General features: G+C 37.4%; 12 protein-coding genes. 9 read left to right on the top strand and 3 right to left on the bottom strand.

Annotated features, from left to right (window positions below):
- Positions 1-837 precede the first annotated feature (837 nt).
- The 3 genes from OR571_RS06900 to OR571_RS06910 all read left to right on the top strand — a co-directional run bounded on the left by OR571_RS06900 (position 838) and on the right by OR571_RS06910 (position 5424).
- A complete protein-coding gene (locus OR571_RS06900) occupies positions 838-2733 on the top strand; it encodes a PrkA family serine protein kinase (protein ID WP_282242104.1) in 1896 nt (631 codons plus the stop codon).
- Positions 2734-2840: 107 nt separating this feature from the next.
- A complete protein-coding gene (yhbH, locus tag OR571_RS06905) occupies positions 2841-4004 on the top strand; it encodes a sporulation protein YhbH (protein ID WP_282242105.1) in 1164 nt (387 codons plus the stop codon).
- Between the two features lie 19 nt (positions 4005-4023).
- Positions 4024-5424 carry a SpoVR family protein gene (locus OR571_RS06910; protein ID WP_282242106.1) on the top strand — a complete coding sequence of 467 codons (1401 nt, stop codon included), beginning with the start codon at positions 4024-4026 and terminating at the stop codon, positions 5422-5424.
- Between the two features lie 652 nt (positions 5425-6076).
- On the opposite strand, the gene OR571_RS06915 is transcribed toward OR571_RS06910, so the two are convergent.
- A complete protein-coding gene (locus tag OR571_RS06915) occupies positions 6077-6451 on the bottom strand; it encodes a winged helix-turn-helix transcriptional regulator (RefSeq protein ID WP_282242107.1) in 375 nt (124 codons plus the stop codon).
- Between the two features lie 182 nt (positions 6452-6633).
- Between OR571_RS06915 and OR571_RS06920 the strand changes: the two genes are divergently transcribed.
- The 3 genes from OR571_RS06920 (at position 6634) to fabF (ending at position 10056) form a co-directional block, all read left to right on the top strand.
- Positions 6634-7842: an MFS transporter gene (locus OR571_RS06920; protein ID WP_282242108.1), complete on the top strand. Its 1209-nt coding sequence runs from the start codon at positions 6634-6636 to the stop codon at positions 7840-7842.
- Positions 7843-7846: 4 nt separating this feature from the next.
- Positions 7847-8686: an aldo/keto reductase gene (locus tag OR571_RS06925; RefSeq protein WP_282242144.1), complete on the top strand. Its 840-nt coding sequence runs from the start codon at positions 7847-7849 to the stop codon at positions 8684-8686.
- A 134-nt stretch (positions 8687-8820) separates the two neighbouring features.
- A complete protein-coding gene (fabF, locus tag OR571_RS06930; protein WP_282242109.1) occupies positions 8821-10056 on the top strand; it encodes a beta-ketoacyl-ACP synthase II in 1236 nt (411 codons plus the stop codon).
- Positions 10057-10117: 61 nt separating this feature from the next.
- On the opposite strand, the gene OR571_RS06935 is transcribed toward fabF, so the two are convergent.
- Positions 10118-10999, bottom strand: coding sequence for an SDR family oxidoreductase (locus OR571_RS06935; RefSeq protein WP_282242110.1), 882 nt, complete (start codon positions 10997-10999; stop codon positions 10118-10120).
- Positions 11000-11155: 156 nt separating this feature from the next.
- Here OR571_RS06935 and OR571_RS06940 point away from each other — a divergent pair, with 156 nt between their 5' ends.
- The 3 genes from OR571_RS06940 (at position 11156) to OR571_RS06950 (ending at position 13306) form a co-directional block, all read left to right on the top strand.
- Complete coding sequence (locus OR571_RS06940; protein WP_282242111.1) at positions 11156-11872, top strand: gamma-glutamyl-gamma-aminobutyrate hydrolase family protein; 717 nt, start codon at positions 11156-11158, stop codon at positions 11870-11872.
- Positions 11873-11962: 90 nt separating this feature from the next.
- The gene (locus tag OR571_RS06945) at positions 11963-13054 is read left to right on the top strand and encodes a threonine aldolase family protein (RefSeq protein ID WP_282242112.1); all 1092 of its coding nucleotides are present in this window, start codon (positions 11963-11965) and stop codon (positions 13052-13054) included.
- 72 nt (positions 13055-13126) lie between these two features.
- On the top strand, positions 13127-13306 hold the full coding sequence (locus OR571_RS06950; RefSeq protein ID WP_282242113.1) for a hypothetical protein: 180 nt from the start codon (positions 13127-13129) through the stop codon (positions 13304-13306).
- 51 nt (positions 13307-13357) lie between these two features.
- On the opposite strand, the gene OR571_RS06955 is transcribed toward OR571_RS06950, so the two are convergent.
- Positions 13358-14623, bottom strand: coding sequence for an Nramp family divalent metal transporter (locus OR571_RS06955; protein WP_282242114.1), 1266 nt, complete (start codon positions 14621-14623; stop codon positions 13358-13360).
- Between the last annotated feature and the right edge of the window lie 50 nt (positions 14624-14673).

Consider the following 14673-nt stretch of genomic DNA (forward strand, 5'->3'; position numbering starts at 1 on the left):
GATATATGATTCAATATCCAGATTATGTTTATTTCAATCTAAAAATTAATTCATTTAAAAAAGTCATTCTCTTAACGAGTGTGGCTTTTTTACATTAGTTAGGAAACTATGTAAGATTTAAGATTTAGACATGTGGATAACTATTTTAAATAGCATAAGGCATGGCATGTTATTATTTGGATCGTGATATTGGGAAACTGTGCGGTAGTGAGTTGAATGAAGAGTCCACTGGGATTTAATAGCAATCTTTCCTATAATTTATACTGTACATAAAATGATTCTAAATAAGAAACTGCTTGACGGTTGTAAACAAATTAAATAGCTTTTTTGCATTTAATTATGGATTAGTCAGCAGGTTCTATTGATTGAAGCGCAAGGCGGCGACACCTGCGAGATCAGCGGGACAGGTGAGACCCCGCAGGAGCGTGCGACGAGGAGGCTCACAGCCCGCCCCGCGGTAAGCGTCCGCCTGGAGCGGAAATCAATTGCCTTTGCCGTATCTCTTTACGTCGCAGTTTCCCTATTAAGTGAGTTGTTACATTTATCGTTCCCATGAGTTAAATTGGGCCAGAGACATGCGCTTGCGCTTTTCTTATTCAAGAACCTTTTTTACAAAAGCACAATAAACTAATTCTACCTTGCAGAAGATTGGAAAGGGGACCTCTATAAACACCATTTGTTGTTTGAAGAGATTCGTTCATCTTTTTCAATCAGTCGAGGAACGTTGACTAGCCTGGATAGCTTATACAAAATCAGCTAATTCTTAAAAGTATTATGTATCATAAACTTTATTCTTTCATACTATGTATAAAATAGAGCCCTGAATGGAGGGAATAGATGGATATTTTAAGTAAGGTGAAGAGCTACCGCGAAGAAGAAAATCAATTGAAGTGGGAAGGCACGTTCGAGGAATTTTTAGATATGTTGAAAGAAAGACCAGAAATTGCCCAAACTGCTCATTCACGTGTTTATAGCATGATTAAGAGCTCAGGTTTAACTGAAAGAAACGGGCAAAGAATGTATCACTTTTTCGGAAAAGAAATATTTGGGCTTGAAGCATCGCTGGAACGACTTGTGGAAGAATATTTTCATCCTGCTGCCAAGAGATTAGATGTGCGTAAACGAATTCTTTTACTTATGGGACCTGTTAGTGGAGGGAAATCCTCCATTGTTACATTGCTAAAGCGTGGTTTAGAGCAATATTCCAGAACGGATGAAGGCGCTGTCTATGCGATAAAAGGGTGTCCAATGCATGAGGATCCTCTGCATTTAATCCCGCATCATTTGCGAGAAGATTTTGCAGAAGAATATGGGATCCGAATTGAAGGTAGCTTATCTCCGCTCAATACAATGCGATTGGAAAAGGAATATGAAGGGCGTATCGAAAATGTTTTGATAGAACGAATCTTTTTCTCAGAAGATAAACGAGTTGGTATCGGAACTTTTACACCGTCAGATCCAAAGTCACAAGATATTGCAGATTTGACTGGTAGTATCGATTTCTCGACGATTGCTGAATTCGGATCGGAATCTGATCCAAGGGCTTATCGTTTTGATGGGGAGCTAAATAAAGCAAACCGTGGAATCATGGAATTTCAAGAAATGTTGAAACTTGATGAAAAGTTTCTTTGGCATTTATTGTCTCTGACACAGGAAGGTAATTTTAAAGCTGGAAGATTCGCATTGATAAGTGCGGATGAATTGATCGTAGCACATACAAACGAGACGGAGTACCGTTCTTTTATTTCCAATAAAAAGAATGAGGCACTTCACTCTAGAATTATCGTTATGCCGATTCCATATAATTTGAAAGTAAGCCAAGAAGAACGAATTTATGAAAAAATGATTAAAGAAAGTGACATGACTCACGTTCATATTGCTCCGCATGCACTACGAGCTGCCGCTATTTTTTCTATATTAACAAGGTTGGAAGTACCTAAAAAACAAGGCGTTGATATCGTCAAGAAGATGCGACTGTACGACGGAGAAAGTGTAGAAGGGTTTAACGAAATTGATCTAGAGGAGCTTAAGAAAGAATCGTTAAACGAAGGTATGCACGGAATCGATCCACGTTACGTGATCAATCGAATTTCCTCCGCGATCATTCGTAAAGAAATACCATCCATCAATGCATTAGATGTATTGCGTGCATTAAAAGAAGGTCTAGATCAGCATGCATCCATTTCGCAAGAAGACCGTGAAAAATATATGAACTATATTGCAATCGCTCGAAAAGAGTACGATGAAATTGCGAAAAAAGAAGTGCAAAAAGCATTTGTCTACTCATATGAAGAATCAGCTATCACATTGATGAATAATTATCTCGACAACGTAGAAGCATTTTGTAACAAAAACAAAATGAGAGATCCGTTAACGGGAGAAGAGATGAATCCAGATGAAAAATTAATGCGTTCGATAGAGGAACAAATCGGTATATCTGAAAATGCGAAAAAAGCATTTAGGGAAGAAATATTAATCCGACTTTCTGCTTATGCAAGAAAAGGAAAACGTTTTGAATACAACTCGCATGAGCGTTTAAGAGAAGCAATTCAAAAGAAACTGTTTGCCGATTTAAAAGATGTCGTCAAAATTACGACGTCTTCTCAAACGCCAGATGAAACGCATTTGAAGAAAGTCAATGAGGTTATTGCAAGGCTAGTAGATGAACACGGATATAATACTACGTCAGCAAATGAATTACTCCGTTACGTTGGAAGTCTACTCAATAGATAAATATAAAAAACAAGACTGATGGTAGCTATTAGTCTTGTTTTTTTATACACATTGGCAATAACTTTGGCTCTCTGGCATAAGATAAAAATAGGTAGGTGTTGATGAGAGTGAGTGAAAAAGAAGAAAAACAATTTGTTATCTCCCAGGAAAACTGGTCTCTCCATCGAAAAGGGTATCAAGATCAGCAACGGCACATGGATAAAGTAAAAGAAGCCATAAAGGATAATTTGCCAGATTTGATAAGTGAAGAAAGTATTATTATGTCAAATGGACGAGATGTAATTAAAATACCAATCCGCTCTTTGGACGAATATAAAATTCGCTACAATTACGATAAAACAAAGCATGTAGGTCAAGGAGACGGGGACAGCCAAGTAGGAGATGTAATTGCAAAAGGGTCAGGTGAAGGGGAAGACGGTCAAGGAAAAGGAAAGCAAGCCGGAGATCAAGCAGGAAAAGATTATTATGAGGCAGAAGTGACGATTGAAGAATTAGAAACTGCTTTATTTAAAGAAATGGAGCTGCCTAATTTACAGCAAAAAGAACAAATGGATATCGTCACAGATAAAGTGGAATTTAATGATATACGTAAAAAAGGACTTATGGGGAATATTGATAAGAAACGCACGATCATTACCGCTATTAAACGAAATGCGATGAAAGGAAAAGCGGAAATAACTCCAATCCATAACGATGACTTACGTTTCAAAACATGGGATGAAGTGGTCAAACCAGAATCCAAGGCAGTCGTACTTGCGATGATGGATACGAGTGGATCTATGGGGGCTTTTGAAAAATATTGTGCTAGAAGTTTCTTTTTCTGGATGGCTAGATTTTTACGTACAAAATATGAAACGGTAGAAATTGAGTTTATAGCTCATCATACAGAAGCAAAAGTAGTGCCAGAAGAAGCGTTCTTCTCCAAAGGGGAAAGTGGAGGAACTATTTGTTCATCTGCATATCTAAAAGCATTAGAGCTTATAAGGGAAAAATATAATCCTGCTCGTTATAACATTTATCCGGTTCATTTTTCAGACGGTGAAAATATGACTAGTGATAACGAAAAATGCATGAAGCTGGTCAATGAATTAATGGATATTTCTAGCATGTTTGGTTATGGGGAAGTAAATGCACATAGCAGGTACTCTACACTGATGAATACGTATAAAAAAATTGATAATCCGAAGTTTCGTCATTATGTCCTCAAGGAAAATCGTGATGTTTATCAAGCGCTCAAGAGTTTATTTCGAAAGTATGAAACATCTACTTGAAACGAGAGGGGGTCATTAAGTGGATACAAAGCTTCATCATGCCATTGCTGAAATAACAGAAATAGCATCCAGTTTTGGACTAGATTATTTTCCGATGCGTTATGAAATTTGTCCAGCGGATATTATTTATACGTTCGGCGCGTATGGAATGCCAACTCGATTTACACATTGGAGTTTTGGAAAGCAATTTCATAAAATGAAAATACAGTATGATTTTGGATTGAGCCAAATATATGAGCTTGTTATTAACTCCAATCCTTGTTACGCATTTTTACTCGATACAAACAGCTTGATACAAAATAAGCTTATCATTGCTCATGTGCTCGCGCATTGCGATTTCTTTAAAAATAACGTTCGTTTTTCCAATACACGACGAGATATGGTAGAAAGTATGACTGCAACTGCTGAGCGAATTGCAGATTATGAAATGACCTATGGCAAAGAAGAGGTAGAAAGCTTTTTAGATGCTATACTCGCAATTCAGGAACATATCGATCCTTCCATCATCCGACCTAAACTACCTGACTACAACATGGATGAGGAAGAGACAGAAGAGGTTGTAAGAAAAACACCATATGATGATTTATGGAATATGGATCAACCGGCGGATGCTAAACGCATATCAATCCCAAAAAGAAAAAAGTTCCCTCCTAGTCCCGAAAAGGATTTATTGCTATTTATACAAGAATATAGCCGTGAATTAGAAGACTGGCAACGAGATATTTTAACGATGATGCGGGAAGAGATGCTTTATTTCTGGCCACAAATGGAAACCAAAATCATGAACGAAGGTTGGGCTTCCTACTGGCATCAACGGATTTTAAGAGAAATGGACTTAACGACAGATGAGACGATCGAGTTTGCCAAACTAAATGCAAATGTGGTTCAGCCTTCTCCAACAAGTATTAATCCTTATTATTTAGGATTGAAAATCTTTGAAGATATTGAAAACAGGTATAACAACCCAACAGAAGAAATGAAACAGTTAGGGGTAAAACCTAACTCAGGACGTGAAAAAATATTCGAAGTGCGAGAAATTGAATCAGATATTTCGTTTATTCGAAACTATTTAACTAAGGAACTAGTAAAGCAGGAAGATCTCTACTTGTTTGAAAAAAAGAAAGGGAATTATGAAATTACCGATAAAGACTATGAAAATGTCAGAGATCAGCTAGTATCGATGCGAACGAATGGAAGCTTTCCTTATATCGTGGTGGAAGACGGTGACTACGGTAAAAATGGAGAGCTATATTTAAAGCATGGATATGAAGGGACGGAACTCGATCCCCATTATTTAGAAAATGTACTTCCTTATATTTATCAGCTATGGGGAAGAAGTGTATACATGGAAACAGTAGTGGACGATAAACCAACTGTTTATGCATACGATGGAAAAAAGGTATCCCGGAAAGCGATTTAACTGCATATATAAAAAACGAGATCCTGATTTATTGGGATCTCGCTTTTTAATGAATACGGTTGTTTAGGGACATTTTATAGAAAAAGTGCGACGTAGTGTGTTGACTAGTGACCTCGTGATTTTCGTTACAGGATGGACGCTTTCCGCCGGGTGAGCGATGAGCCAGCACCGACGCTTCGCTTACTTGTGCAGTCTCATCTGCACACTCATCCGGCAGGAGTCGCCATCTTTTCACGAAAATCAATGTAGCGGCATGTTTAAAACCATCATTTTTTTCATAAAATATAACTTTTCCATTAGCTAGGAAGAGAACTTCCAATCATTTGATCTAAAGCACTAAATGGTAGGTAGCATTTTGCTAACTAGTTATCATTTAGAAATACAACTTTATATTCTTTGTCTTACTAGTCGACAAGTTCTAGTGGATTGTAGCGAAAGGGTGGCGACTCCAGCGGGAATAGCACGTGCTGAAAGCCCCGCAGGAGCGTGAGCGACGAGGAGATTGAAGCCGTGCCCGCGGAAAGCGTCCACCCTGTAGCGGAAATCCCAACAGACATTTAATAGCTCTGTCTTACGACGCATTATCCCTATATCATGCATATATGATGCTTAGCTGATATTTCGTTTGAATAGATTCCTTTTTACAAACTTTTTAACTTTTTAACTGGTCATTTAAAATGCTATCCTCTAAAACAGAATACTTGTCCCCGTATACTTTCGTAATATGCACTTCTCCCCATGCACATAATGCATCTAAAATGCTTCCTAAGCTAAGTCCATATTCACTAAGTTCATATTCTACTTTTGGTGGAACTTGATTGTAAGCAATTCGGTTTATTACGCCATCTACTTCTAGTTCTCTTAACTGCTGAGTTAACATTTTTTGCGTTATGTCTGGCATAAGGCGCTTTAATTCGCTTGTTCGTTTTTTCCCGTGGGTTAAATGACATAGAATGACACATTTCCATTTTCCGCCGATTACTTCTAATGTTGCTTCCACCGATATATTATACTTCTTTTTCTTCATATGCTTCTCCTTCTCTATAGGCACCAAAAAGTACCTATATTACTTTTTGGTGCTTATATCACTTAAAAGTGCGTACTTTTATTTTGCAACCCTTTGAATCATAATAGCATTTGCCGGTAATTTTACTCTGTATTTTGTACTTTACGTATGAAATACGATAACATAAAGAAAGGAAAGGTAAAATGATTTTAGATAAAAAGCGAAGTATGTTTGCGCTACTTGCACTGGCTGTAAGTGCATTTGCAATTGGAACGACTGAATTTGTTAGCGTGGGACTTTTACCGTTAATTTCTCACGATTTAGATATATCTATGTCAACAGCGGGACTTACAGTTTCGCTATATGCGTTGGGAGTAATGTTTGGAGCACCAATCTTAACTTCCCTTACATCTAGAATGCCACGTAAAACATTACTGTTATGGATTATGATTGTCTTTATTATCGGAAATGCTATTGCTGCAAGTGCAACAAGCGTGGCGGTTTTACTAATTGCACGTGTAATTTCCGCATTTTCACATGGGGTGTTTATGTCGATTGGATCGACTATTGCTGCTGACTTAGTTCCAGAAAATCGTAGAGCAAGTGCGATTTCCATTATGTTTACAGGGCTAACCGTTGCTACTATTACAGGTGTTCCATTTGGTACGTTTATTGGTCAACAGTTTGGCTGGCGATTTGCCTTTGTGACAATTGTCGTAATTGGAATAATAGGGTTTATTGCTAATAGTGTACTCGTTCCATCTGATCTAAGAAAAGGCAATCCAACAACATTGCGGGATCAAGTAAAGCTTGTGACAAACAGTCGAATCGTATTAATCTTGAGTATTACAGCGCTTGGTTACGGGGGTACATTTGTCGTTTTCACCTATTTATCCCCATTACTTCAAACGATAACTGGATTTAATCAAGCAACAATCGCAATTATTTTGCTTTTTTACGGAGTTGCGATTGCAATCGGCAATATGATAGGTGGGAAGCTTTCTAATAAAAACCCAATCGGTTCACTATTTTATATGTTTATTGTACAAGCAATTGTGTTATTTATACTTTTATTTACAGTACCATTAAAAGTAGCGGGCTTGATAACGATTTTCTTTATGGGATTGTTTGCATTTATGAATGTCCCAGGTCTTCAAGTATATGTTGTCATATTAGCAGAGCGTTTTGTTCCCAGTGCAGTAGATGTTGCTTCTGCCATGAATATTGCCGCGTTTAATGCAGGAATCGCACTTGGCTCTTACTTAGGTGGAGTTGTGGCAGAATCTATTGGACTTATCCATACTACATGGGTAGGTGCATTAATGGTTGTAATTGCCGCAATACTAACAGGTGTTAGTCGAATGCTAGAAAGAAAAGATAAAAAACAATTAATCAAATTGGAGGAACGATAAAATGATGAAAAATTTACAATCTAGAGCAGTTCTAAATAATGGTGTGGAAATGCCTTGGTTTGGTCTAGGAGTATTTAAAGTAGAAGAAGGGCAAGAACTAGTGGATGCTGTGAAAACTGCTATTAAACATGGGTACCGCAGTATTGATACGGCTGCTATTTATGGCAATGAAACTGGAGTTGGACAAGGTATTCGAGAAGCAATGGAAGAAACGGGAATTACACGAAAAGATCTTTTTATCACATCTAAAGTTTGGAATTCAGAGTTAGGATATGAAAAGACGATTGCAGCTTACGAAGAAAGTTTGTCTAAGCTTGGCTTAGATTATTTGGATTTATTTCTAATACATTGGCCTGTAGAAGGTAAATACAAAGAGGCTTGGAGAGCATTAGAAACACTTTATAAAGAAGGTCGAGTAAAAGCAATCGGCGTCAGTAATTTTCAAATTCATCATTTGAAGGATCTAATGGAAGACGCAGAAATTAAGCCGATGGTGAATCAAGTGGAATATCATCCGCGATTGACACAAAATGAGCTCAAAGCATTTTGTAGGGAGAACAATATCCAACTGGAAGCTTGGTCTCCACTCATGCAAGGGCAATTGCTCGATAATGAAGAGCTTCAGCAAATTGCAAATAAATATGGTAAAACTATTGCACAAGTTATTTTACGTTGGGATTTACAAAACGGGGTTATTACAATACCTAAATCTACGAAAGCACATCGAATAGTAGAAAACGCAGATGTGTTTGAATTTGAACTATCAGAGGAAGAGATGCAGCTTATTGAAAGCTTAAATCAAAATCACCGTGTGGGACCAGATCCAGACAACTTTGATTTTTGATCCATACAGACTATTTTTTGATTAAACATATGATTCATTGCAAATATTGTAATGGATCATATGTTTTTTTAAAATTGGCATTTAGCTGTTAGTAAGTTAACATAAAAATAAGGGAAAAAGATAGGAGGATGTATATGAAACGTCGAGTGGTTGTAACTGGTTATGGAGTCGTATCTCCATTAGGAAATAATGTGCCTACACTATGGAAAAACATTAAAGAAGGTAAATCTGGTATTAAAAAAATTGAATCGGATGATTTTAAAGACATTAATACACAAATAGCAGGGATTATAAATGATTTTCCAGCGGAGGAATACCTAGATAAAAAGGATTTAGCAAAATATGATTTATATACACAATACGCATATGCAGCAACAAAACAAGCTTTAGATCAATCGCAGCTCGATTTGGAGACGGTAAATAAAGAACGCGTTGGTGTTTATATTGGCTCGGGAATTGGAGGAATAAACACAACACTAGAAAATCATAAAGTATTGCTTGAAAAAGGACCAAGAAGAGTATCGCCATTTATGGTACCGATGATGATCAGTAATATGGCAACAGGGATTATTGCCATTAAATACGGATTTAAAGGACCAAGTTTCTCACCAGTTTCTGCTTGTGCTACGGCAAACCATGCAATAGGGGAAGCCTATTTAAATATTTTACATGGTTATTCAGACGCAATTATAGCAGGAGGAGCAGAGGCGTCTATAAATCCATTATCTTTCGCAGCGTTTTCCAGAATGAGAGCGATGTCCACATTAAATGATGCACCGGAAAAAGCTAGTCGTCCTTTTGACAAGAATCGTGATGGGTTTGTTATGTCGGAAGGTTCAGGTATTTTAGTGTTGGAAGAGTACGAGCATGCGAAAAAACGAGGTGCAACCATTCTAGGTGAACTAGTGGGATATGGCTCAACTACAGATGCATTCCATATTACATCACCTGATTTTGATGGAGCAGCAAGAGCGATGAAGCTAGCTATAGATATGGCGCAAATTGCTCCTACTGAAATAGATTATATTAATGCACATGGAACAAGTACTCCGGAAGGGGATAAATCTGAAACGAATGCTATTAAAGCCGTATTTGGAGATCATGCTTATAATTTAAAAGTCAGCTCTACAAAATCGATGACGGGTCATTTATTTGGCGCAGCGGGTGGTATCGAGGCAATTATTACGCTTAATAGTATGTTAGAGAATATTGCACCAGCTACTATCAATTATGAAACTCCGGACGAAGAATGTGATTTGAATTATGTACCAAACGAAGCTGTTGAAACAGAAATAAACTATGCGCTTTCAAATGGTTTTGGTTTCGGTGGACATAACGCCGTCCTTGCGTTCAAAAAAATCGTTGAGTAAATTGAGAAAATAGAATAAGAAGCTTTCTGCCAGTGCAAAAAGCTTCTTATTTCTATTAATTTTAAGAGTTGACAAAGTCCCCGCCATCGACATGAATAGTTTGTCCTGACATATAACTCGAATCGGCAGAGGCTAAAAGCACATAGGCAGGTGCTAGTTCAGCTGGTTGACCACGTCTACCTACTGGTGTATTTGCCCCGTGTTGCTCTACTTTCTTCTCATCGAAAGTAGCAGGAATAAGCGGAGTCCAAATAGGACCAGGTGCTACAGCATTTACACGAATCCCTTTTTCGATTAAGTGTAATGCAAGGGAGCGGGTAAATGCAGTAATCGCCCCTTTTGTTGCAGAATAGTCGATTAGCTCTGGTGAACCATTATATGCTGTGATGGAAGAAGTATTTACAATCGTATCTCCCTTCGACATATGAGGCAATGCTGCCTGTGTTAGGTAAAACATGGAGTATATATTTGTGGAAAACGTTTCTTGTAATTGATCTGGTGTAATTTTTAAAAAGTCGTCTGTCGGAAATTGTTTTCCGGCATTGTTTACTAATATATTTAGTTGTCCAAACTGTTGAACCACTTCGTCAACCGCGTTTTGACAATTCTCCTCGTCACTTAAATCTGTTTTAATTTTAAGTGCTTTAACTCCGTATTTTTCTATTGCTTGAATTGTTTCTTCCGCGTCTTCTTGTTCATTTTCATCTAAATATACAATAGCAACATTAGCGCCTTCTTTAGCGAAAGCTACGGCTACAGCTCTTCCAATTCCACTGTCGCCACCTGTAATAAGCGCTACTTTACCGGAAAGTTTCTCGGAGCCTTTATAATTTTCATCATCATAAATTGGTTGTGGAGTCATTTTTGTCTCTGCCCCAGGTTGCTTGCTTTGAGTTTGTCCAGAAACCTCTTGATCGATTTTTGTGTATTTATCTGTAGTCATGTAACTCCTCCTTTTAATTGGTTAATTTTATTATTCCCTCGTTAGAAAAAAAACAAACTTCCAAAGTAGTTTGTCGGAATTGTAAGTTTCGTTTCTGTTAGAGAAAAATTGGGTATATTTATTACCGTATACATAATAGGAGAATGGAGAATAAAAATGAAACCGATCATTGGAATAACGGCAGAAGTGAAAGAGGATGGCAATTATTTTATGCCACCTGTCTATGGACAAGCAATTATACAAGCTGGAGGAATTCCGGTATTGATACCACTTATACCAGAAGAAGATATAGAAGAACTAGCAAAACAAATCGACGGTCTTTTTGTAACAGGAGGGGAAGATATCGATCCATCCTATTACAATGTTGAACCACATATACATCTTGGTAGAATTACGCCGATGTTAGATCAGATGGAGTTCAAACTTGTACAAAAAATGCTCGAATTGGATAAACCATATATAGGTGTTTGTCGGGGACTACATATGTTAAATGTCGCTTCAGGAGGAACACTTTATCAATCTATTCACTCTCAGCGCGAAGAACCAGTAATGCAGCATGCTCAAAAAGCAATTCGTACGCATAGATCTCATCCGGTAAAAGTAGAGAAAGAAAGTCAGTTATATGAATTATTGCAACAAGACGAGTTAAAGGTGAATTCATTCCACCATCAAGCTGTAAATGTAGTAGGGGAAAACTTAAATGTAGTTGCAAGAGCAACAGATGGCATTATCGAGTGTGTAGAAAGCACGAAACATCATTTTGTTTTTGGCTTTCAATGGCATCCAGAAGAATTTGCAGTGGATGGTGACGAGGCTTCGAAACGTGTATTCCATGCCTACATACAGGCTGCTTTAAAACGGAGAAATAGATAAACGCCGTACACTTTTCATTTGTATGAGTTCCAGAATTATTGTAAATTGAATGTATTGCAATTATTCGAAAAATGGACTGGAGATAACAAAATGAGTGAAGCAAAATTACTGTTCGAAGCATTTAAGGAGACTAAATATCAAGTATCAGGACATGGAAAGAGAAATATACAAGTCTTGAAGAGTGCCTTGCAAAACTTAGATAGCAAGCAGGAAAGTGATATTTATGGTAATGGTCGTATTATCGAAGAATTTCAGAAAAAGATGGCAGAATATCTTGGAAAAGAAAAAGCAGTGTTTTTTCCAAGTGGAACAATGGCCCAACAAATCGCATTGCGGATATGGTGTGATGATAAAGGTTTGAAAAAGGTTGCATATCATCCGCTTTGCCATTTAGAAATACATGAGGAAGATGGGCTAAAAGAATTGCATCATATCCAGTCTATTTTGTTAGCGAATAAAGATAGATTAATAGAGTTAGAAGATATAGCGAATATGGATGAAGAGGTTGCTTGTATATTACTTGAATTACCTCAACGGGAGATTGGTGGCCAATTGCCCGATTATGCAACAATAGAAAAAATTTCTACATATTGTCGTGATCAAGGAATTAGACTACATTTGGATGGAGCAAGACTTTTTGAAATACTACCTTATTATGAAAAAACAGCTGCTGAAGTTTGTAGTCTCTTTGATAGCGTGTATGTATCCTTTTATAAAGGAATTGGAGGAGTCGCCGGTGCAATTCTTGCAGGTGACAAAGCGTTTACGGACAAATCGAAAATATGGAAAAGACGACATGGTGGAGACCTAATCAGTTTATATCCATATATCGTCAGTGCTAATTATTATTTCGATGAAAATGAACAGAGGATGAATCAGTTTTACCACGACGCTATAGAACTTGCCCTCTTTTTCAATTCCTGTGAGTCTGTTTCAACTATCCCACCAGTACCTGTTTCCAATATGTTCCATGTCCATTTTCAAGCATCTTTAGAAAAAGTAGAACCTATATTAGCAGAATTATATAAGGAAACAAGTATCGGATTAACAGGCTATTTAAAAGAAATGACACAAAAGTCATGTGGTTTTGAAGTGAATGTTGGAAATCAGTATGCAATTTTACCAAAAGAAAAATTGAAACGAGTATTTCAATTACTGGATGAAAAACTAAGAAAATCTTAACTTTAACTCTTAATTACACATGAATAAAAGCTGTCCTAATGCACAAATTATTTGTCATGGAGGTGAAGATACATGACAAAAGGTAAAAACCCGAGAAAATCACTAGATCGTGAAGAATATGGATTTGGTTATGATATAAGCCCAGATGATTTAGATGTAAGAGGACAAAACAAAGAAGCAAAGACAGCCAATGATAACGAAAACAAAGCCAAACCTACCAATAAAAATAGTCCTTCTAGATTAAATATTTAAAAAATAAACGGTGAGAGCAACATGCCCTCACCTTTTTTTGTTCTTAATTAGTTAATTGAAAAGTTTTATGAGTTCTCTAATACCAAGGAATCCAAACATAATGAGACAGCTAGTAAGTACAGTATTAGGTACCCATTTGTTTCTAAATTCTTTTGCCACTTTCTTCGAATTTAATAGGATGAGCAAGGATGCTGCTAAAAATGGCATAAATAAGGATCCTAACGCTCCGTAAAGAATAATAAGTTCAACTGGTTTACCAAAATAAAATAAAATCATCGGTGGAAATGTCAACCAGCATAAGAAAAACCGATAGGCAGGATCTTTAGTTGATACTTCACCGTTAACAGCTGTTTTCTTTTTACGTACTGTTTTAACAAAGTCAGCAAAAAGATAAGGAACACCATTCCAAACACCAATCAGTGATGAATAGGCAGCAGACCAGAAAGCAACTAAGAACATCCATTTCATTGGAGTACCAAACTCTGCCCCTAGCATATGCGCTAACTTTATTAATCCTTCGTCATCTCGTATACTAACTCCAGAACCTGCTAAAAATTGGGCACCAATAATTAGCCCGGCAAATGTGAATAGTCCAGTCAACAAATACGCAATTTTTGAATCTGTGCGCATTCCAGAAATCCACTGTTTGCCACTCCATCCTTTTTCTTTTAACCAATAACCATAGGATGCCATTGTAATTGTCCCTCCAACACCACCTACTAATCCAAGCATAAGGAAGAAGGAACCTTGAGGTACGCGCGGTACTAAACCGTATGAAAATTCACCGAAACTTGGCAAAAATAAAGCGGCAGTACCGATAATCGTCACAAACATAACACCTATTAATACAGTCATTACTTTTTCGAATAATAAATAACGGCCAAACCAAACTAATATAAATCCAACAACCCCATGAATGATAGCCCATGCCCAAACTGGCATGATTGGGAACATAGCATGCATCGCCATACCTGATGTGGAGGCGGCAGCAGCTCCGTATACAAATCCCCAAATTATTGAATAGACTCCGAAATAACCAGTAGCCCATTTGCCGAGTTGATGCCAACCTTGTAACATCGTTTCCCCGGTCGCTAAGTATAATCTTCCAACCCCTTCATTTAGAAAATACTTTAAAACAGATCCAATGATAATTGCCCAAACGAATGTCATTCCAAATTGTGTCCCAATTACGAGCGAAGTGACTAAATCCGCTGTTCCTGCACCAGTTGCTGCTACAACGATCCCCGGACCGATACTTTTTAGCTTTTCCCCAAAGGTTTGTGGTGGAAGCAATTGTTGATTAATTTCTAATGTCATATTATATCCCCTTTGTTCTTAGAAATGATAATTACTGTAACCCCTTACAT

The organism is Psychrobacillus sp. NEAU-3TGS (assembly GCF_029955155.1).
GTDB lineage: Bacteria > Bacillota > Bacilli > Bacillales_A > Planococcaceae > Psychrobacillus.

Coding starts and splice junctions, on each gene's coding strand:
- fabF (WP_282242109.1), top strand. CDS start 8,821: ATGAAACGTCGAGTGGTTGTAACTGGTTATGGAGTCGTATCTCCATTA.
- OR571_RS06955 (WP_282242114.1), bottom strand. CDS start 14,623: ATGACATTAGAAATTAATCAACAATTGCTTCCACCACAAACCTTTGGG.
- OR571_RS06920 (WP_282242108.1), top strand. CDS start 6,634: ATGATTTTAGATAAAAAGCGAAGTATGTTTGCGCTACTTGCACTGGCT.
- OR571_RS06945 (WP_282242112.1), top strand. CDS start 11,963: ATGAGTGAAGCAAAATTACTGTTCGAAGCATTTAAGGAGACTAAATAT.
- OR571_RS06950 (WP_282242113.1), top strand. CDS start 13,127: ATGACAAAAGGTAAAAACCCGAGAAAATCACTAGATCGTGAAGAATAT.
- OR571_RS06940 (WP_282242111.1), top strand. CDS start 11,156: ATGAAACCGATCATTGGAATAACGGCAGAAGTGAAAGAGGATGGCAAT.
- OR571_RS06925 (WP_282242144.1), top strand. CDS start 7,847: ATGAAAAATTTACAATCTAGAGCAGTTCTAAATAATGGTGTGGAAATG.
- OR571_RS06900 (WP_282242104.1), top strand. CDS start 838: ATGGATATTTTAAGTAAGGTGAAGAGCTACCGCGAAGAAGAAAATCAA.
- OR571_RS06915 (WP_282242107.1), bottom strand. CDS start 6,451: ATGAAGAAAAAGAAGTATAATATATCGGTGGAAGCAACATTAGAAGTA.
- OR571_RS06935 (WP_282242110.1), bottom strand. CDS start 10,999: ATGACTACAGATAAATACACAAAAATCGATCAAGAGGTTTCTGGACAA.